At 64.7% G+C, this 19,689-nt stretch carries 17 protein-coding genes; 1 reads left to right on the top strand and 16 read right to left on the bottom strand.

Going from position 1 to position 19,689, the window contains the following annotated elements; all coding sequences use genetic code 11:
* Window positions 1–173 precede the first annotated feature (173 nt).
* The 16 genes from AC1DW9_RS14415 to AC1DW9_RS14340 form a co-directional block, all read right to left on the bottom strand.
* The gene (locus AC1DW9_RS14415) at window positions 174–1,394 is read right to left on the bottom strand and encodes a hypothetical protein (RefSeq protein ID WP_476776113.1); all 1,221 of its coding nucleotides are present in this window, start codon (window positions 1,392–1,394) and stop codon (window positions 174–176) included.
* Between the two features lie 157 nt (window positions 1,395–1,551).
* On the bottom strand, window positions 1,552–2,871 hold the full coding sequence (locus AC1DW9_RS14410) for a BatD family protein (protein ID WP_476776112.1): 1,320 nt from the start codon (window positions 2,869–2,871) through the stop codon (window positions 1,552–1,554).
* The gene (locus AC1DW9_RS14405; RefSeq protein ID WP_476776111.1) at window positions 2,868–3,512 is read right to left on the bottom strand and encodes a tetratricopeptide repeat protein; all 645 of its coding nucleotides are present in this window, start codon (window positions 3,510–3,512) and stop codon (window positions 2,868–2,870) included. Before AC1DW9_RS14405 ends, AC1DW9_RS14410 begins: the two co-directional genes overlap by 4 nt.
* Window positions 3,509–4,429 (bottom strand): VWA domain-containing protein, encoded by a 921-nt coding sequence (locus AC1DW9_RS14400; protein ID WP_441506941.1) that lies wholly within the window; start codon window positions 4,427–4,429, stop codon window positions 3,509–3,511. Before AC1DW9_RS14400 ends, AC1DW9_RS14405 begins: the two co-directional genes overlap by 4 nt.
* On the bottom strand, window positions 4,426–5,448 hold the full coding sequence (locus AC1DW9_RS14395; protein WP_441506942.1) for a VWA domain-containing protein: 1,023 nt from the start codon (window positions 5,446–5,448) through the stop codon (window positions 4,426–4,428). Before AC1DW9_RS14395 ends, AC1DW9_RS14400 begins: the two co-directional genes overlap by 4 nt.
* A 2-nt stretch (window positions 5,449–5,450) precedes the next feature.
* Complete coding sequence (locus tag AC1DW9_RS14390; RefSeq protein WP_476776110.1) at window positions 5,451–5,948, bottom strand: DUF4381 domain-containing protein; 498 nt, start codon at window positions 5,946–5,948, stop codon at window positions 5,451–5,453.
* Window positions 5,945–6,946 (bottom strand): DUF58 domain-containing protein, encoded by a 1,002-nt coding sequence (locus AC1DW9_RS14385; RefSeq protein ID WP_441506944.1) that lies wholly within the window; start codon window positions 6,944–6,946, stop codon window positions 5,945–5,947. Before AC1DW9_RS14385 ends, AC1DW9_RS14390 begins: the two co-directional genes overlap by 4 nt.
* Before the next feature lie 13 nt (window positions 6,947–6,959).
* Complete coding sequence (locus AC1DW9_RS14380; protein WP_441506945.1) at window positions 6,960–7,946, bottom strand: AAA family ATPase; 987 nt, start codon at window positions 7,944–7,946, stop codon at window positions 6,960–6,962.
* Window positions 7,947–8,038: 92 nt separating this feature from the next.
* Window positions 8,039–9,013 (bottom strand): formylglycine-generating enzyme family protein, encoded by a 975-nt coding sequence (locus AC1DW9_RS14375; protein WP_476776109.1) that lies wholly within the window; start codon window positions 9,011–9,013, stop codon window positions 8,039–8,041.
* 23 nt (window positions 9,014–9,036) lie between these two features.
* Window positions 9,037–9,942 carry a polyphosphate kinase 2 family protein gene (locus AC1DW9_RS14370; RefSeq protein WP_476776108.1) on the bottom strand — a complete coding sequence of 302 codons (906 nt, stop codon included), beginning with the start codon at window positions 9,940–9,942 and terminating at the stop codon, window positions 9,037–9,039.
* A gap of 2 nt (window positions 9,943–9,944) precedes the next feature.
* The gene (locus AC1DW9_RS14365; RefSeq protein ID WP_476776119.1) at window positions 9,945–10,943 is read right to left on the bottom strand and encodes an HAD family hydrolase; all 999 of its coding nucleotides are present in this window, start codon (window positions 10,941–10,943) and stop codon (window positions 9,945–9,947) included.
* 68 nt (window positions 10,944–11,011) lie between these two features.
* Window positions 11,012–13,561, bottom strand: a complete 2,550-nt coding sequence (locus AC1DW9_RS14360) for a fused MFS/spermidine synthase (RefSeq protein WP_476776107.1) — start codon at window positions 13,559–13,561, stop codon at window positions 11,012–11,014.
* Window positions 13,562–13,644: 83 nt separating this feature from the next.
* Window positions 13,645–15,237 carry an arylsulfatase gene (locus AC1DW9_RS14355; protein WP_476776106.1) on the bottom strand — a complete coding sequence of 531 codons (1,593 nt, stop codon included), beginning with the start codon at window positions 15,235–15,237 and terminating at the stop codon, window positions 13,645–13,647.
* 149 nt (window positions 15,238–15,386) lie between these two features.
* A complete protein-coding gene (locus AC1DW9_RS14350; protein WP_441506947.1) occupies window positions 15,387–16,205 on the bottom strand; it encodes a hypothetical protein in 819 nt (272 codons plus the stop codon).
* Window positions 16,206–16,332: 127 nt separating this feature from the next.
* Window positions 16,333–16,584: a hypothetical protein gene (locus tag AC1DW9_RS14345; RefSeq protein ID WP_476776105.1), complete on the bottom strand. Its 252-nt coding sequence runs from the start codon at window positions 16,582–16,584 to the stop codon at window positions 16,333–16,335.
* 188 nt (window positions 16,585–16,772) lie between these two features.
* Window positions 16,773–17,987: an amidohydrolase gene (locus AC1DW9_RS14340; protein WP_476776104.1), complete on the bottom strand. Its 1,215-nt coding sequence runs from the start codon at window positions 17,985–17,987 to the stop codon at window positions 16,773–16,775.
* A 314-nt stretch (window positions 17,988–18,301) separates the two neighbouring features.
* Between AC1DW9_RS14340 and hemN the strand changes: the two genes are divergently transcribed.
* On the top strand, window positions 18,302–19,651 hold the full coding sequence (gene hemN / locus AC1DW9_RS14335; protein ID WP_441506950.1) for an oxygen-independent coproporphyrinogen III oxidase: 1,350 nt from the start codon (window positions 18,302–18,304) through the stop codon (window positions 19,649–19,651).
* The last annotated feature ends 38 nt before the right edge of the window (window positions 19,652–19,689 follow it).

Raw genomic sequence — 19,689 nt, 5'->3', positions numbered from 1 at the left:
GAGCGCGCCTATGAGATAGGCACATCGGACGCCGTATTGGACCAGCATCATGTTGGCAGCCGTCGCGCTGACCACGGACCGAAGCATGAACCCGGGGAGATCTCAGGGCGAGGCCGCGTAGCCAGCCAGGCTGGACGGTGTCGGCCAATGTGGATCGCCACGCGACCGCGCGATCAGAGCGGCCGAACGATGATCTGCGCCAAAATCCAGTTGACTGAGACGGCCCCGTTACCGAAGTCCTGGGCCTGGACCGTGCCGCTCACCGAGGCCAGCACGGCGCCCTTCGGGTGGCTGTCGGGGATCTTGACGAAATCCGCTGGCAGCTTGTCGCCCGCAACGAAGCTCCAAGGGCCGTTGGAAAGCGATTTGGAGCTGAACCAGCGCCCGGAGATCAGGACATAGTTCTCCTGGCTGGCGACGTCGATGACGACATGGCTGCTGGTGTTCTTGATATAGAGCAGCTGCGTATCCGGAATCGGCAGATATTCCGGATGACCCGCCGTCTGGATCAGCTCCGCCGGTCCGAGGCTGACATGCAGGGTCGGGATCGCCCGGCCTGCAACTGCTGCCTCGATGTCCACTGGCGGCGTGTCCATCAGATTGACCTGGGTCCCGGCTGCCTTCAACGCGCCGGCCAGACTGGCCGGAGGCTGTGGCGCCACGGCCCAGGGACCTTCAGGCGCCTTGCCATTCCACCACGTCTTCAGCGCGCGCAGGTAGTAGACGCCGGCAGCCTCGTCGAACAGGATCAGGGCGGGTGTGTTGATCACGCGCAGCAGCTTGCTGCCGGCAACCTGGCGTAGCTGGGGCTTGCCGTCGATCAGGACGAGCAGGGCCGGTGTTTCGCTGTAGACGATTTTGGGGGGCTCGTTGCGCACAGCCTGCGTCTGGTCGGTCTCGGCCTCGGAGACGGCAAGACTGGCCTGCAGGCGAGATAGCGAGATCGTGCGCAAGCCACCGGGGACATGCTCGCGCAACGTCGTCAGATAGGCGTTGGAATTGGCGGTGTCCGAGGGAAAATTCGCCCTGGTGAGCTCGATGCCATCCAGCGAGACGAGATCGCTTTCCTTGTCGACCGAGGTTCTCGCCTTCATCCAGATCACGCCCAGCGTCGGCGCCTGGCTGCCGGGACGCTGGATCGACACGGCCGAGCGGGCTTCGAGGATATCTCCCCGCCAGCTCTCGATCTGCGGTTGATAGATGGTGATGTCCTCCGCGGCATCCGCGACGGTGCGCGGCCAGGACTGGGTCGGGCTTGCCTGCGGCGCGGTTGTCGAGGCGGCTGCCGTTCGCGGGGTTTGGGCCAGGGCGATGGTGGGCGGCGGGAGAAGGAGGGTCACCGTCGCAATGAGGGCGACCGTGTGCTGGAACCGGGCCTTGAGGGGATGCTGCATGTCAGTCTTCGCTTTGAAATCGCATGGAAATTTCACATGGGAGCGATGGCTCCGAACCGTCGGGGCGAATTGTCGTGCGGTTGCGTGGAGCCCAGCCGCCGCGAGATATTTCCGATGAGACGCTGGGCGCTGGCATGATCGGCACTACATTGCGCAGTCATGCACTCTCCTGAGACGCAGGGCGCCGCGACGGAGGGGGCGGATTGAGCGGAGGGAGGGGTGGCGAGACGTGGACGAGGCCGCCCTTCTTGAGCGTAGGGAAGTGTGCGACCAGTTCTGCCAACTCCGCTCCGTTCTGTTTTGACCAACTGCTGCCCGTTCCGAACAGGGCGTGCTCGAGCTGCGTGATCAACGATTGCAAGCGGCTGTCCCGTCGCGCGGCGTCCTTGCCGTCCGGGGGCAATCGCTCCAGCCATGTCGCGAGCGCACGATAGCTCGCCGGAGCATCCCCGGTGCTGGCAATCCGGCGCAGAGTTTTTCGGGCAAAGGTCTCCGAGGCGAGATGTCTCTGCTCGCGCCTGCGCCATCGGGAGCTCAGCCAGGGCCAGAGCATGGCGCATGCGAGCAGGACCAGCGCGGCGCCGAGCACCGGAATGACGAATTTGCGCCAGTTCGCAATGGCGTTGCGCCAGGGCGGCTGCTGTGACGGGGCGGCCGCCGTCGCGGCGACTTTCAACGTGACCCCGGCCACCGTCTCCGTCCGGGCTTGCCTGCCGTCGGTATCCCACCAGGGCTGCGAGAGACCCGGCAGAACATAGCTGCCAGGCTTCTCGAAGACATAGGTGGCCTTGTCGGTTCGAGAGCCCTCGACGGAGCCGCGATCGACCTTGTCGTCGACGACCGGCGGATCGACATAGACACGCACGCCCTCGGGCGCGGTAAAGCGAAAATCGACCATGCCGAGCGCCGGCACGCCCGTGGCCTTGCGCTGGATTGCGCGAGTGATCGCACTCCCGGCCCTGAAGGAAGACGACACCGGATCGGGAGACCAGGTCTCGCTGACGCGGACGTCGGATGCGGCAAGAACCGGACCGGAAGGGTCGATACCCGGTGGAACGGTGACCGAGAAATGTATCTGTTGTCCCTTGGCCGATCCGACGGGATCGCCGGCTCGGTCGAGAAGGGTGACATCGGCTGCCGGCACCTGGATATCGCCGCCGCGCCTTGGGAAAATCACGAACTCGAATCTCTGACCGACATAATCCTGATCGCCGATGCGATCCCGAATCGTGATCGCCTGAGTTTCGAAACGCAGGGTCTGGGCTCCTGGAGCCTCCGCGAGTTTGACCAGCGGCGGCCGTGGCATCTCGCTGGGAAACAGCACCTCGACATGCAGCTGCACCGGCTGGCCGATCACGATACCTTCCGAGGGTGCGATCGTCGTCCGAACCAGCGGCGTCGCAGCGGGGGCTTGCGCCAGTGCCGGGGCCATAGCCATGGCGAGCGCAACGACGACAGCCGCCACATGGCGCATCATGGCTGCGTCCCTGAGGCGGGCGATTGAAGCTGGTAGGAGAACTTCACGCGCAGGAAATCCGCGGGCCGGGTCTGAACCCTTTTGAGCCAGAGCGAGCGCACGGCCTCATCGGACATCGCCTGGACGGGGTCCTCGATTGTCGTGTCCTCGCCGCCCTTCTTCGTCTTGTCGAAGACGATTTCATCGGGCTTGGACTCGGTGTTGTCATTGACCCCGCCTTCCGCCTTCTTGCGCTCGCCGCGGATGCGGGCGATCTCGCGGTTGGTAACGGCCTCCGGCCAGCCGGGCCGAAAGGTCAGCGCCCGGTCGTAGCGCTGCATGGCGTCATCGTACTGGCCGAGCATGATGAGGGCATTGCCCTGGTCATAGGCGCTCTCGGCGCTGTCGACCGCGGCAAAGGCCTGCGCTGCACTCTTGAAATCTCCCGCGCGGAAGAGGGCAACGCCCCGCCAGATCGGATTGCGAAAGGCATTGGCTGCGTCGGCAGGTCGGCCATTATCGAGCAGGATGCGGCCGCGCTGGTCCGGAGTCAGGAACAGGTTGGGCCAGCCGATGCGTTGGGCGAGGAGCGCTAGCAGGAGGACGGCGACGGCCGCGATGAGCGCATAGGGGGCACACATTTTGACGATCGGCCGGGTCATGTCAGCACCCATCCACGGCGGAACCAGAGCAGCGCGAGCAGGGCAAAGAGGGGCGTCAGCCAGTATCCTGCCTCCTGCCAATGCTGTCCTTCGCCAGCGACGTCGGCGGTGCGCCCGACGCGATCGAGCCTGCGCTCAATCGCGGTGATGTCCACCTGATCCGGCGTGGTCGCGACGACGGTCGCGCGAAGCGCGCGGGCTGCCTCTCCGGTGCTGGCTGCATCCAGATTGGCCGGTAGTAGAGACAGGATGGTGGTCGCGGCTACTGCGGCGGTCTCGCCCAGTCGGGCAAGCTGATCACTCGCGACCGTGTCGGCCATCACCAGGATCGAGCCGCCATGCCCGTTGCCGGCCAGTACCCGCTGCGCCAAGGCGAGTGCATTGGCAAGGTCGTCGCCCTCCTTGGGCATGATCGCGGGCGACAGGGCCTTGGCGAGATCCAGCACCACCGTGCTGTCCTGGGTTGGTGGCAGGACAAGATGGCTCGAGCCGGAATAGGCGATGAGACCGGTTGCTGCCCCCTCGCGGAGGCTCAGCAGGTCGGAGAGCTTTTGGCGAGCCCGGTCCAGCCTGGTCGGGGCGAGATCTTCCGTCATCATCGACGGAGTGACCTTGAGGACAATGATGACCGGCGGCTTCGCATCGGCGAAGGGCGAGGGTTCGCGCTGCCAGGCCGGACCGGCGACGGCGATGGTTGCGAGCGTCCAGGCCGCCAAGAGCACGGCATTGGGGGTGATGCGTGACACGGGGCCATTGTCGACCAGAAGATATTTCAGCAACTCGGGATCGATGATGCGGCGCCACCGGCCGGCTGTATCAGCGGCCCGGTATTCAAGCAGCACCAGGACAAGCGCCGGAAGGAAGGCGAACAGCCAAAGTGGGCGCTGGAAGTGGAATGCGGAAAGGGTTTCGATCATGGCGCCCCCTTCGAGATCGCGAGATCGTTGATCCGAAGCGCAGCACGCAGGTATCGGCGCCGCAGCATTCGCAGCGCCTGCAGCAGCAGCGACAGGCTCAGGCCCGCGGCCAAGGGCATCCAATAAATATCGCGCTTCGGGCGAAAACTCACCGTATCGATCTTGCGGGTCTCGATCTCGTCGAGCCGCTGGTAGATCTCGGCGAGTTGGGATCGGTCGAGCGCGCGGAAGAAGCCTCCCTTCGTCGTACTGGCGACCTCCTTGAGAGCGCCCTCGTCAAGCTTGTCTTCACCGGCCGCCGTGGGATCGCCGACGGCGACTGTATGGATGACGATGCCCCGGTCCCTCGCGACACCTGCGGCCTCTACGGGGGGGACCTTGCTGGCGGTGTCGTTGCCGTCGGTCAGCGCAATGATCGTCTTCGCCTTGACGGTACTGCGGTCGAAGAGCCCGATGCCGAGGCCGATCGCGTCACCGAAGGCCGTGCGCGGACCGGCCATTCCGACGACGGTGTCGCGCAGCAACGCGCGGCTCAGTTCGAGATCGGTCGTAAACGGCACGAGGACGAATGGCGCATCGCCAAAGACGACGACGCCGACCCGGTCGCCTTTGCGTCGCGACAGGAATTCGTCGAGCACCTGCTTGACCGCCGTCAGTCGGTCGACGGTCTTGCCCGATGCGTCGACGAAGTCCTTCGTGTCCATCGACCCGGACAGGTCGACCAGAAGCAGCAGGTCCCTGGTAGGACGGTCCTGATGCAACGGAGGTTCGATCCATTGCGGGCGCGCGAGCGCCGCCACAGCCAGCAGCCAGCAGAGAATCAGGACGAACAAGGGAAGAGTGCGACGTGGCGCAATCACTCCTCCGAGATGCGGGGTTTGACCGCTGAGCGCCGCAAGACGACCGAAGAACGGAACGCGCAAGCCTGTCCGATTGCTCGCATGGGCGGGCAGAAGCAGCCAGACCGCTATCGGCAGGGGGGTGATCAGGGCCAGCCAGGGATAGGCGAAGGTCAGCATGGTCAGGCCTCCGCGACGGTAGGCGTGCGGTGGGCGCGGACCCATAGCTCGGCATGCCCGATGAGAAGCCGTAGTTCAGACGGATCCGGCTTGGTCCTTCCATCGAAGGCCTCGGTGAGCAGCCGATGTATCGTGGCCGGATCGAAGCCCGTGCCTGCCTCGTGTGCAACGAAATCGGCCCAAGCGGGGCCGCTGAGCGAGGCAATTTTGTCGCGGCCGTATTCGACCATGGCGACGCGCTTCATCACCGCGGAAATGCGGGCGACGGCGTCGGGATCGTTCTGCTCTATCCCAGCCGATATGGTCTCCAGTTCGGCGATCGCCGCGCGACGATAGGCGGCGGCGCGGTAGCGTTGGACCGCGCGCCAGGCCGGAACCGCGAGCATCGCGAGGCACGTTGCCGCGACGATCCAGAGACCCGGCGCGGGCGGCCAGAACGGAATGTCCGGAGGCAGCACCAGGTCGCGAAGATTGGCCAGGCTCCCGGGATCGTCGCTCATCGCAGCGGCCGCCCTTGCGCTGCCGCGGCCCGGCGTTCGCTGCGTCTGCCAATGAGTTCGCGGAACTGTGCCGCAACATCGAGGCTTGTCGAGATCGGAAGAATCGGGATCGCCCGATGGCGGGAGAGATCCGCCAGTCGTGCGCGCCAGTCTGCATGCTCGCGCGCGAACCGGCTACGCAGATCCTGAGAGGAAGAATCGATTTCGATCTGGCCAAGACTGGAGCTGAAAACGGCGGGGCCGACATCCGGCAGGTCACGCTCGAGCGGATCGTGAACGTAGACGGCCAGAACATCGTTGTGAGCACAAAGGCGGGTGATCAGCTGCGCCGTTTCCTCATCCTCGCCGGCCGCATCGGAGATCAGGCAGACCAGCCAGTCATGCGTCGCCATGCGGACCGCATGGCGAAGGGCTTCATTGAGCTGGGCCGCCGCCGACGTCGGTTCTGGCTGGCCCAGGGCGTGATTTTGCTTCACCACTTCCGAAAGCACGCGGATCACGCCGATATCACGCCCCTGCGGCTTGATGTCGACGATCTGCCGATCGCCAAAGACGACCGCGCCGATGCGATCGCCGAGGGAGGTGACGCGCCAGGCACTGAGTGCCGCGGCTTCGGCGGCTGCGACTGACTTCATCGCCCGCTGGCTGCCGAAGAACATCGTGCTGCGCTGGTCGATGATCAAAAGGACCGGCCGATCGCGCTCTTCCGAATAGACGCGGACATGAGGAGAGCCGAGACGAGCCGTCGCCAGCCAGTCGATCGAACGGGTATCGTCCCCCTCGAAATAGTGGCGCAACTCCTCAAAGTTCAGGCCGCGTCCCCGCAGGCGTGAGGCATGCCGGCCGGCAAGCAGGCTGTGAACCGGCTGGCGAGGCAGAAAGCTGAAACCCTTTGCACGGTGCTTCAGCCGCAGCAGATCATCGAGCGAGACAAAGACGCGCGCGCCAGTTTCCGGAACGGCGCTGCCTGCTCCCTGTCTTTCCCGCATCAACGCCATGAGCCGCTCCGCCCTAGGCCGCGACCGCAACCAGTTTCATGATCTCGTCCAGCACACCGTCCGCATTCACGCCGTCGGCGCCGGCCTCGTAGCTGAGCGACAGGCGATGGCGCAGGCAGTCATGGACAATCGCCTGGACATCTTCGGGCGTGACATAATCGCGTCCGTTGAGCCAGGCATAGACGCGCGAGCAGCGATCGAGTGCGAGCGAGCCGCGCGGGCTTGCCCCGACTGCGATCCAGTTCTTCAGCTTGTCGCCGAATTCGGCGGGCCTGCGCGTCGCGGCGACAAGGGCGACCATATAGGTCTCGACGACCGCTTTCGTCGTCACCCGGTCGATCTCGGAGCGCGCCTCGAAGATCAGCTTCTGCGGGATCTTCGGCGGAGGCTGCGCGGCAGCACCCGTCGGCTCAGCAGCTTCCCCGCGAACGAGCCGCATCACCTTCACCTCATCGGCATCGGTGGGGTAGTCGATCCGGATATGCATGAGGAAGCGGTCCATCTGCGCTTCCGGGAGAGGATAGGTTCCCTCCTGCTCGATCGGGTTCTGGGTCGCGAGCACCATGAAGAGGTCGGGCAGGTCGTAGCGCTTGCCGGCGACCGTCACATGCCGTTCCTCCATCGCTTCGAGGAGCGCCGACTGGACCTTGGGCGGGGCGCGATTGATCTCGTCGGCCAGGACAAGATTGCCGAAGATCGGGCCCTTGCGGAACTCGAACTGACCGTCGCCGCGCAGGATCTCGCCGCCGGTGACGTCCGAGGGGAGAAGGTCCGGCGTGAACTGAATGCGGCTGAAGTCGGATTCGAGATTATTCGAAAGGCTCTTGATGGCGCGGGTCTTGGCGAGACCCGGCAGGCCCTCGAGCAGGACATTGCCATTGGCAAGCAGTGCGACGACGAGCCGTTCGACGACGCGTTCCTGGCCGATGATGTCCTGGTTGATCCGCTTCTGCAGATCGACGACCGCATCCCGAGCCGCCGATCCCCTGCCGTCGCTCATCAGCCTGTTCCCTCCGGAATGCGAATGGGGCTTTCGCCGGAATTCTGAACGAAGCGGCGCTCCAGTCAGCAACGTAACCGTTACAGCTGCATTCAGGTCGGGGGGATGGGCTCGGTCCGGACCACGCAACGGAAGCCGACATGGCTCGTCGAGGTATCCACCGGTTCGGCATGGCGGGCGGCCGGGCGATAGCGCCGGCAATAGCTTGGTGCGCAAAGATGCGAGCCGCCCTTCAGGACTCTGCGCGGAATGCGGATCGCAGGCTGACGCGGATCATAACTGTCGGCCTCGGGGCCGCCGCGGGGATTTTGCGGCACGCAGCAGGCCTTGGGTGCATCGCCTTGATGGCGCGTCGACCAGAAATCCGTCGTCCACTCCCAGACATTGCCGATCATGTCCTGGACGCCATAGCCGTTGGCGGGAAAGGCGCTGACAGGAGAGGTGCGTGCAAACCCGTCTTCCCGCGTATTCGCGTGGGGGAAATTGCCCTGCCAGGTGTTGGCCATATGACGCCCGCCAGGCGTCAACTCGTCGCCCCAGGCGAACTCGACATCCTCAAGCCCGCCACGTGCGGCGAATTCCCATTCGGCCTCGGTCGGCACGGCCTTTCCGGCCCAGGCTGCATAGGCTTCGGCATCGCGATAGGCGACATGCACGACCGGGTGGTCGTCGAGCCCCTTGATCGACGACCCGGACCCATAGGGTTTGCGCCAGGTCGCGCCGAACTGGAATTTCCACCATTGCGACCAGTCGCGCAGGTCGACCGCATGGGTCGGTGGGTTGAACATCAGCGAGCCTGCTCGCAGCATATGGGGCAGGGCGCCGGGATAGTCCTTTGGGTCCGGCGGGATCTCGGCGAAGGTGACGTAGCCGGTTGCTTCGACGAAGGCGCGAAACTGCGCATTGGTGACCGGAGTCGCGTCGATCCAGAAACCATCGACCGTGACGCGATGGCTCGGCGCCTCCTCCGGATAGTGCTTGTCCGAGCCCATGCGGAAGGTTCCGCCGGGAATGCGGATCATGCCGCTCAACGTGTCGATCCTGTCCAGTACCGCGCCATCCGTCATGGTCGTCGGGCCTCCGCTGCTGTTCAATCCGCCTTGGCGCGCTCGGACCGCTCCTCGCTCGCCAATACCTTGCGCGCCTGTGCCATGTCCTTGCGCATGTCGTCGTCGACCGTCGGAAACTGTGGGTCGAGCTGTTCGAGCTTTTCGCCAATGGCTGCCGCCACGGCGAGCCGCGTGAACCACTTGTGATCTGCGGGAATGACGTACCAGGGCGCGCTCTTCGTCGCAGTGCCCCGGATCGCATCCTCATAGGCACCCATATACTCGTCCCAATGACCGCGCTCGGCCAGATCCCTTGAGTCGAATTTCCAGTTCTTGTCCGGTTCGTCGATCCGGGCGAGGAGACGGCGCCGCTGTTCGTCCTTCGAGACATGCAGGAAGAATTTCAGGATCGCGACGCCGTTGCGCGAAAGGTGCTGCTCGAAATCGCGCATGCTCTCGAAACGCTCGCGCCAGATATCGTCTGTGATCAGCTTGGGCGGGAGGTTCTGCGCTTCGAGCACCGAGCGATGGACCCGCGCGACCAGGACCTCTTCATAATAGGAACGGTTGAAGATCCCGATATGACCGCGTTCCGGCAGTGCGCAGGTGGTGCGCCACAGGAAATCGTGCCGCAGCTCGATGGTGCTTGGAGCCTTGAAGGACGTCACCTCGCAGCCTTGCGGGTTGATGCCCGACATGACGTGCTCGATCGTGCCGTCCTTACCGGCCGCATCCATCGCCTGGAAGATGACGAGGAGCGACCAGCGCCCTTCGGCGTAGAGCCGCTCCTGCAGCGCGTGCAGACGCTTGACCCCGGCTGCCAGCAACTCCTTGGCGTCGTCCTTCTCACTGTCGAAACCGCAAACATCGGCGGGGTCGACGTCGGAAAGCCGAAACTTGTCGCCGTCCGTGATCCTGAAGCGCTTGACCACGTCTTCCTTGTTCATCGCTACGGCTCCGGCGGAAAGACAGCCTTCCAGTCCGACTTCATGTCGACAATGGTCCAGCCGTTGGCTTGGCCCTCATCGAGAGCCTTGTCGAGCTTACCGATAGGCGACGTGCGGTCATAGGCCCATTCGCGCTCGGCATCGGTGTGATGGATGATGAGGGCCAGGCGTGGCCCATCGCCGGCCGTCGTATATTGCAGCATCTGCAGGTCGCCGTCGGAATTGCCGAAGGCCAGGATCGGTCGCCGGCCGATGAAGCGGTTGATCCCGACAGGCTTTCCGGGACCGTCATCGATGAACTCGACCTTGGCGTCCTTGAACAGTTCGGGCTTGCCGCTCGGGCTCAGCCTGAATGTCACTGCACCGGCGGAGCCGACCACCTGTTCGGGCGGGATGCCATAAACCTTGTCGGCGAAGACGCGCATGAATTCGACGCCACCGCCCGTGACGATGAAGGTCTTGAAGCCGTTGGCGCGCAGATAGGTCAGCAGCTCCAGCTGCGGCTGGTAGACCATCTCGGTATAGGGGCGCTTCTTCGTCGGGTGCCGCGCGGTGTTGAGCCAGCTGACGACCAATCGCTCGAATTCCCGTGTCGTTATCCCGGAATGGGCAGCCGCCATGATCTGCAGGAGGCCCTTTTCTCCGGAGGCCGCCAGCCCCTTCATGTCGCCGGCCAGGACCGACCTGTAGGGTTCCTTGCTCTTCCACTCCGGATACAGGGGAGCGAGCCGCTTCACCTCGTCGAAGGCGAACTGAAGCTGGAAATAGACCGGCTGCTCGGCCCAGAGCGTGCCGTCATTGTCGAAGGTGGCGATGCGCTCCGCCGGCTTGACGTAATTGGGGCCGCCCTCCTGCGTTACCCTTCTGACGAATTCGACGATGGCGGTCTTTGCCTTGCCGTCGTTCCAGGATGGCAGAGGGTCGGATTGGGCGAGGACGGCGCCATTCCACGCCCAGGATGAGACCAGGAACAACGCGGCCAGGGCAGCTCGAACGTTCAGCACCGGGTTCTCCTTCTCAATGTCGGGCTTCCGGGGGCGGGCATCCCGCAGAACGCTTCCGCGCTCGCTCATTCGCGAGGGCCCCCTGTGAACCAGTTATAATAGGGGTTGGTGGGATCGGCCTGGATCACGCGCCGCATCTGCCGCGCCCAGCGCGCCCGGTCGCCGACATAAGCGGCAAGGCCGGCATCGTAGAATGTCACGAGTCTGCTGCGCTCATTTGCAAGATCGGCCCGGAATGCATCGTCGGCGCCGATGACCGGCGGTTCTCCCTGCATCTCCAGGAGAATGGGCAAGGTCCGCGCCAGTTCGAGCCGCCGCACCCAGCCTGCATATTCGATGCGCGGATCGTCATCCGTCACGGGGCGAGCAGCGCTTGCATAGCGCTCCAGCCCCTGCCGATCGGTGACGAAGGTCGCGAGGAGAGCCGCAGGGGAATCGATGCCGACATCACTCAGAGCCTTTGCCACCTCCGGCTGTGCGAAGCGGCCGGCGATCCTCTGCAGATCCAGCGAAACCGGTTCTTGCGAGCCGATCAGCAGCATCTCGTGCAGCTCAGTGGTCCAGAGGGTGGCGTGCGGGAAGACGTCGAGGAAGCTGCGCACCAGAGACCGCGTGTCTTCGTCGTTCTGGGTCGGCAGGGGCAGCCACTGCGCGACGAGGCCCCCCTCGGCAAGGCGCGATTGAGCCAGAGCATAGAAATCGCTCGAATACAGGTTGGCGACGCCCGCAGCAGAGGGTGGCGGCGGTTCGAGCGTGATCAGGTCGTAGCGATCCGGGTTGCGCAGGAGCTCGCGGCGTCCATCGCGCAGGCGGATCTCGAGACGCGGGTCGGTTGCGGCCCGGAAGCTACCCTCGAAATTCGGCGCCGCGCGGATGACGTTCGGCAGCAATTCGGCAACGACGCGCCGGTCGAGGCCGGGATAGGTCAGCAAGGCTCCCGCCGTGATGCCGGTACCGAAGCCGATCACCAAAGCCGATTTCGGCTCGCGGTTGTGAATGATCAGCGGCAGCAATGCCTGCATCCGCATGTAGCGCAGGGATGGCATCGCATCGCCGGAATTGGAGACGCCCTGGATGTAGAGACGGCGGAAGCGGTTTCGGCCCGAGCTCCGCTCGACGACGGCGACCGTGCCGCCCAGGCCCTCGTCATAGAAGGTAAGGCTCGCGCCGCGGGCGCCGGGCATCAGCGTGGCGAGGCGATCGGATGGCAGGAGGATGGCGGTCGCGCATGTGGCGGCGCTGATGGCGAGTGCCGCGATCCAGGCCTTTGAGCCGGCGCGCCGTTCGCGCAAGGCAGCGACGGCTCCCACCAGGGCGGCGGCAACGGCGAGCACTGCGAGGCTCTGGACGAGCCCGAGCGCCGGAATGAGGACGAAGCCGGTGATGGCCGTGCCAAGAATGCCGCCGAGGGTATTCAACGCGACGATCATGCCGACACCGCGGCCGATATGCCGGGGGGCGACGATCAGGCGCAACGCCGCTGGAAAGGCCGCGCCCAGGAACAGGGTACTGGGAAGGACGACGCAGATCGCGGCGACGGCAAATCGGGCGGACATGCCGGCAAAGGCGCTGCCCGTCAGATTCAGCACTGCTGCCTCGACCAGGCCCTGGAACTGGCTTAGCCAGGGGCCGAGCACGGCGATGGCCAGAGCGGCCGACAGGCCGGCCCCTGCGATGAGCAGGCCGAAGACACTCCATGGCTTCGTGACGCGATCGGCCCAGCGCGCGAAAATGGCAGCCCCCAGCGCGAGCCCGGTGAGATAGGTTGCGAGCAGGACGGAGAAGGCGAAGCTGCGCGTGCTCATGAAGGGCACGATCGTCTGCGACCACACCACCTCGTAACCCAGCGCGATGCCGCCTGCGACCGAGTAGAGGGCGATGGCCAGCGCGGCCGAAGGCGAGAAGCCGCTATCGGTCGGCTTGACCGCGTCGACGCTTGCGACACCTGCCTTAGCGTTCGTTGCAAGCGCCGCGAGGGCCGCAACCAGGCAGATTGCGGCGGCCACGAGCGCCGAGCCGCGCATGCCGACCGCGGGAATGACAAGGAACGAGGCGAGCAGTGCACCGGTGATGGCGCCCGCTGTATTGGCCGCATAGAGCCGGCCGCCGACCTGACTGACATCGTCGCGCCGGGTGGCGGCGAAACGCGTCAGTGCCGGCAGCGTGCCGCCCATCAGCACGGCGGGCAAGCCGACGAGCGCAAACACCATCGCCCAGGCGAGCGGCGGTGTCGTCAATTCGAGGCGGGCAAAGAGCGGAGCTGCCTGCGACAGGCCGATGGTCGCAGCCATGGCGAGGATGGCGACGCCACCTTCGAGAGCGGCGTAGAGACGCAAGGGCTGAAGGCTGCGGTCGGCAATCGGTCCAAAGATCAGGCCGCCGATCGCGAGGCCGGCGAAGAAGGCGCTGACGCCGGTCGTCACGGCATAGACCTCGACCCCGACCACGGTCGAGAGCTGCCTGATCCAGATGACCTGCAGGATCAGCGCGGCCGTACCTGAGAGGAACAGCAAGCCGGCTGGCAGGGTGAGCGCAGCACGGACAACCGGCGTGGCGCGATCCCGGATCGCCCCAGCGCCGCGACGTCGTCTCGACGCTTCTGTCCCCACGCTCATGCCGGCTTCCAGCTTAAGGCCCATTTGAAGGAGACCAGCCGGCGCCTCGCGACGCCGGCTGGCACCATACCTGAGTTACAGGCTCACTCCAGACCACGCTTCCTGAACGACTCGTCGATCTTCCTGTCCACCTGTTTGCGGACCTGATCGACGCCGAAGCTCGCGGGCCGCTGGCTCGGGGGATATTCCACGAAGCTCTCGAGGAATTGCGTGGCTTTCATCACCCCCTGGGCGGCGAGATAGGCGTTCTCGGTCCGCCACTGATCGTACCCGCTGCCGGAGATCTCTGCATGCTCGTAGGGGTCCATGCGCAGATTGAACATCTTGGGCAGGCGCAAAGGAGTGAAGGGATTCGCCCAGACATCCATCTGGCCAGGCTGCTCCTGCTTTTCGAAGACGAGTTTCCAGTTGTCGAAGCGCATCGCGACGAGGGCGCCATCGTCGTTGAAATAGTAGAACTCGTTGCGTGCGCTCTTGTCGGATTTGCCCGTGAGGTAGTCGATCTGGTTGAAACCATCGAGATGGTTGCGGAAGGTCGTCGGGTTGCCCTGCGGCTGCCAGCCCTTGAGGAGGCGATCCTTCACGGCTGTGTCACCAGCCGCAGCGAGCAGCGTCGGGAACCAGTCGAGGCCCGAGACGATGCCAGTGGCGATTTCGCCCGGCTTGACCTGGCCCGGCCAGCGGATCATGGCCGGCACGCGGAACGCGCCTTCCCAGTTCGTATCCTTTTCCGAGCGGAACGGTGTCGTCGCTGCATCCGGCCAGGTGAAGGCGTTGGGGCCATTATCGGTCGTGAAGACGACGATGGTGTTGTTGGCAATGCCGAGATCGTCCAGCGTCTTCAGCAGCTTGCCGACATTCTGGTCCATCTCCCACATGCCGTCGGCGTATTCGTTACCCGCCATGCCGCTCTTGCCGCGAAACTCCGGCCGCACATGCGTGAAAACATGCATGCGAGTGAAATTCATCCAGGTGAAGAACGGCTTGTTGGCGCGTACCTGCCTCTGCATGAAGTCGATCGCGGAACCCGTAGTCTCGTCGTCGACAGTTTCCATGCGCTTGCGCGTCAGTGGGCCCGTATCTTCGATCTTGCCATCGGCGGAGGTCCTCAGAACGCCCCGCGGCGACATCAGTTTGACGAATGTCGGATCATCCTTCGGCCAGTTGGGCCGTTCCGGCTCTTCCTCAGCGTTCAAATGATAGAGGTTGCCGAAGAATTCATCGAAGCCATGATTGGTCGGCAGGTACTCGTCCTTGTCGCCAAGGTGGTTCTTGCCAAATTGACCCGTGGCGTAGCCGAGCGGCTTGAGGGCCTGGGCGATGGTAATATCGCCTTTCTGCAGACCTACCGGGGCGCCGGGGATACCAACCTTCGAAAGCCCGGTGCGCAGCGGCGTCTGCCCGGTGATGAAGGAGGATCTCCCCGCCGTGCAGCTGTTCTCGGCGTAGTAGTCCGTGAACATCATGCCTTCCCGGGCGAGGCGGTCGATGTTCGGCGTCTTGTAACCGACCACCCCATGCGTATAGGCGCTGATGTTGGCCTGGCCGACGTCATCCCCGAAAATGACAAGGATATTGGGTTTGGCGGGAGGCGCAGTCTGGGCCTTCGCTGCTCCGCCGGATAACCCTAGCGTCAGTGCCAGGGCTGCGGCGGCCATGAACTTGTGGCATTCCATGAATCACTCCCGGTGCCGGATCGACGCTCCGGGCCAGCCCGACAGCCGCCGGACGCGGCCCATGCGCGCCGGGCGACGGTCGCATGGGGGCGGCAAGGGCTTAAGCCTGTAACAGTTACGGTAAGCTAAGAGAGCGGCGGGCGACCAGTTCAGCCGGCGAGAGCCTTTGACACCGATTGGACTGCCTGCGCAGCGATCATGTCGATGGTGCTCGCACAAGGCACGTCGCGTTCGGTCTCATCGACGAAGTCGGAGCAGATGATCTCTCCGCTGCGCAGATCGGTGGCGCACCAGGAAAAGCGCTGGCAGGTCGACATCGGATGGACCGCGATGTCGAGCGCGTAAGTCTCGTCGGGGTGCAGGAGGAGTTTGCTGATCGCGATCGCGGCAGCTCTGCGCTCGGCAGACGGCATCGCGAACAGTCTGAAGCCGGCTGTGACGAGCCGCTTCATGATGGTTTCGATAAGCAGGTCGCCATGAACTGCCGCAAGCCGGGCCGCGCGGTCCGTCAGGTTCTTGATGATGATTGTCGGCAGGCTGGCGCCGGCGGACGCGATCCTCGCTGGCTCGGTAGCGAAAGCCGGTCTCGTGGATCCATTCCCTGACGGCCGCCACGTAAAGGATGGAACGTAGCTGCCGGGTGGCATCGCGATTCTGACGGGAGCGCTTGCTCCCGCCGTCTCGTAATAGGTTGCCAGCGCCGAGCGCAGGCGTGTCGCCTCGATCCGCACGATCGGGTCGGTGCCAGGGTCGAAACTGTCGTCGCGGCCGAAGACATCGACGCCGATCGAGTAGGCCTTGATACGGTCGGAATGGCCCGCAACGGTTTGCGTGACGACAAAAGAGAGGAAGCGCCGGTTGCGCTCGGAAAGGCGCAAGGCCTCGTGCGCCAGCAGAGTGTCCAACGCTGCAAGGACGAGTTGGGGAGGAGGATTCCCGTCATGCAGCCTTGCAATGCGCCCGCCCATCACTCGCCTCGACAGCTAGGACTGAAGAAAGCCCGTAATTAGCTCTTGAAAGCCCAATGATGCCCTGCGAGCCAGCATGGATCAAGGCAGTATTCGATGAATTCCGCCAGAATCCGGGTCGGCTCCCTTAAGAAAGACCTAGCCGGATCAAGATATCTTGTTCTGTCGCGGAGACGAGGGCGTCGTATTCCCGGGCTCGCGTCGGGCCCACAGGCAGTGTCGATTTCGTCCAATAGGACTCGGCCTCGCAGGCTGCCTCATAAGCCTCGCACAGCTCTGCAAAGCCGGGGTCGCGGGCGAATTTTTCCCGCAGCTGCGCGCGCCGTTCTGGCCAGCGCAGCAAGAGCCTCGTCAGTCCACGCTTTTGCGCCTGCTCCATGGCAGCCTCCGGCCGAAGCACTGAGGGCCCGCATCTGCAGGGCATACTGCCAGCGTGGCGCAGTTTTGCGCGCCTGGAACTGTTGCCTGTAACCGTAACGGCAAGAGGGCGGACAGGCTGCGCCCCTTCGACAGCAGAGTATGGTCCCGCGCCGCTTCCGGCGGCGCGGGAAAGTGGCGCAGGTAGCCTCAGGCCGCGGCTGCCCGCAGATCCTCGCCAAGCTCTTCGCTGACGATGTTCACCCAGTAGCGAATGCCGTCGGGAATGATCTCGTCGTTGAAGTCGAAGAGCGGCGTGTGAAGTCCCTTGAAGGAGCCGTCCGCCTCGACGCCATTGCCGATGCGCATGAAGGCGCCCGGCTTGATCTGCATCATTTCGGCGAAATCCTCGGCCCCGGTTCCCGGCCGGATCGCGCCATTGACATTGGCGGCGCCGACCGAAGCGGACGCGGCGGCCACTGCGACTGCGACCTGATCCGGCTGGTTCCGCAAGGCGCTCGGTCCGCGCCGATAGGAGGCCTCCGCGGTGCAGCCCCAGGCTTGCGCGGTTGCCGCGGCAAGTTCGGCAATCCGTCGCTCGACCAGATCGCGGATTTCCGGCGCGTAGGTGCGCGCCGTACCGCCGATGACGAGCTCTGCCGGGATGACATTGCTGGCTTCCGCCGAGCCGGCATGGACATAGCCGACGCTGATCACGGCAGTGTCGAGCGGCGCGACATTGCGCCCGATGATGCCCTGCAATCCGAGCACGAAATGGGCCTGGGCATAGGTGATGTCGGTCGAGAGGTGAGGCTGCGAGCCGCCATGCCCACCGACTCCGCGGAAGATCACCTGCCAGCTATCGGCCGCAGCCAGCATCGGGCCGTTGCACGTGCCGAAGGACGAGGCCAGCATGCCTGGTGAGTTATGCAGCCCGTAGATCGCATCGCAGGGGAAGCGCGCGAATAGCCCGTCCTTCAGCATGGCGAGCGCTCCGCCGCGCCCTTCCTCCGCCGGCTGGAAGATCAGATTCACGCTGCCGGCGAAATCGGGGTTCTCGGCGAGGTAGCGCGCCGCGCCGAGCAGCATGGTCGTGTGCCCGTCATGGCCGCAGGCATGCATGCGGCCCGGATTCTGCGAGGCATAGGGCAGCCCTGTCTCCTCGATGAGCGCAAGCGCGTCCATGTCGGCGCGCAGTCCGATCGCGCCCTGGCCCGGCCGGCGGCCACGGATGACACCGACTACGCCGGTTCCGCCGACGCCTACGGTCACCTCGACGCCCCATTCCCGGAGTTTGCCCGCGACCAGCGCGGCCGTGCGGTGTTCTTCCAGGCCGAGCTCCGGATGGGCATGGATGTCGCGCCGGATCGCCGTGAACTCAGCGTGATGCTGGTCGAGCCAGATATCGAACCGCGTTTTCGTCATGTGTGGTCTGTTCCCCATTTTCGTGCACGCAACTGCCGCGGCACCCCGGAGGGCTTGCCTCGGCAGCAACCTGCGACGACAGCGCAGGCGGCGCGTGGCGTATTCCAGAAGAGGAGCCCGTGCTTGGCAAGAGCTCTGAGCGATGGGCGGAACTGCGTTGGGAGCCATGGCGGTCGCGCCAGAGGCCAATCCTCTCGTGTCGGTGGCACGCCCCATCGATCGGGGCGGCATTTGTCCTGGATCAAGGATCGTTCGCCGGGGCGCGCTAGACACATGCCATTGAAATCGACTCTGGCAAGACAGGGATACGTGTCATGACCAATGTCCGGGCGCGGTATTTCGACGAGCGCCTGCCGCGCTATACCAGCTACCCGACTGCGCCACATTTCACGGGCGAGATCGGTGCGGAAAGTTATGGCGATTGGCTGCGGGCGCTGAGGCCCGGAACGAAGGCCTCGCTCTATCTCCACATCCCGTTCTGCCGCTCGATGTGCTGGTATTGCGGCTGCCACACCAGTGTTGCCCTGCGCGACCAGCCGATCGTCGATTATCTCGCAGTCCTGCGCCGCGAGATCGCGCTCGTTGCCGATCGGCTCGCTGCGCCGCTCCAGGTCCAGCATGTCCATTTTGGCGGTGGTACGCCGACGATCATCGCGCCGGACGATTTCCTTCGTCTGGTTGCGCTGTTGCGGGAGCGCTTTGTCATCGCCCCCTCGGCCGAGATCGCCGTCGAGATCGACCCCCGCAGGCTGACAAGGGCGGTGACAGAGGCCTTGGCTGCATCCGGCGTCAATCGGGCGAGCCTCGGAGTCCAGAGCTTCGATCCGGTGGTGCAGGAGGCGATCAACCGCATCCAGAGCGTCGAGCAGACGGCAAGCGTCGTCGCCGGGCTCAGAGCTGCCGGCATCAGCGGCTTGAATTTCGACCTGATCTACGGCCTGCCGAAGCAGACGGTCCGATCTTGCATCGAGACCGTCGAGCGCTGCGTCGCGTTGCGGCCGGACCGCCTCTCGGTCTTCGGCTATGCTCATGTGCCCGGCTTCAAGAAACATCAGCGCAGGATCGACGAGGCGGATTTGCCTGACGGGTTGGAACGTCACGAACAGGCTGAGGCAATGGCCGAGGCGCTGGTCGCCGCCGGCTATGTCCGCATCGGCCTCGATCATTTTGCCCTGCCGGACGATAGCATGGGGCAGGCAGGGGCAGAGGGCGTGCTGCGTCGCAATTTCCAAGGCTACACCACTGACGGCGCCGAGGCGCTGATCGGCTTCGGCGCCTCGGCGATCGGCCGCCTTCCCGGCGGATATGTCCAGAACGAGGTCGTCATCGGCCGCTATGCCGAGCGTGTGCTGAGCGGGGCGTTGGCCACGGCGAAAGGCTTCCGGCTCAGTACTGACGACCGGCTGCGTGCCGAGCTGATCGAACGCCTGATGTGCGATCTCACGGTCGATATCGGCGCCGTCTGCGCCAAGCACAAGGCGAACCCGGAGGATCTGGCGCCATCCTTCCCGCGACTGAAGGCGCTGGCGCAGGACGGGGTCATTCACTTCGACGGCAGTCGCGTGCTGATGCCGGAGGATTCGCGCCTGCTTGTCCGCAAGGTGGCCTCGGTCTTCGATGCCTATCTCGCTCAGCCGGGGCGCAGCTACAGCCGCTCGGTCTGAGCGCAGATGCATCCAATGCCTCGGCGGCGCAGTGCGGT

This window comes from Allobosea sp. P4_E12 (assembly GCF_056401655.1).
The sequence above is the reverse complement of the archived record's forward strand: the minus strand, read 5'-3'. Positions and strand labels throughout refer to the sequence as shown.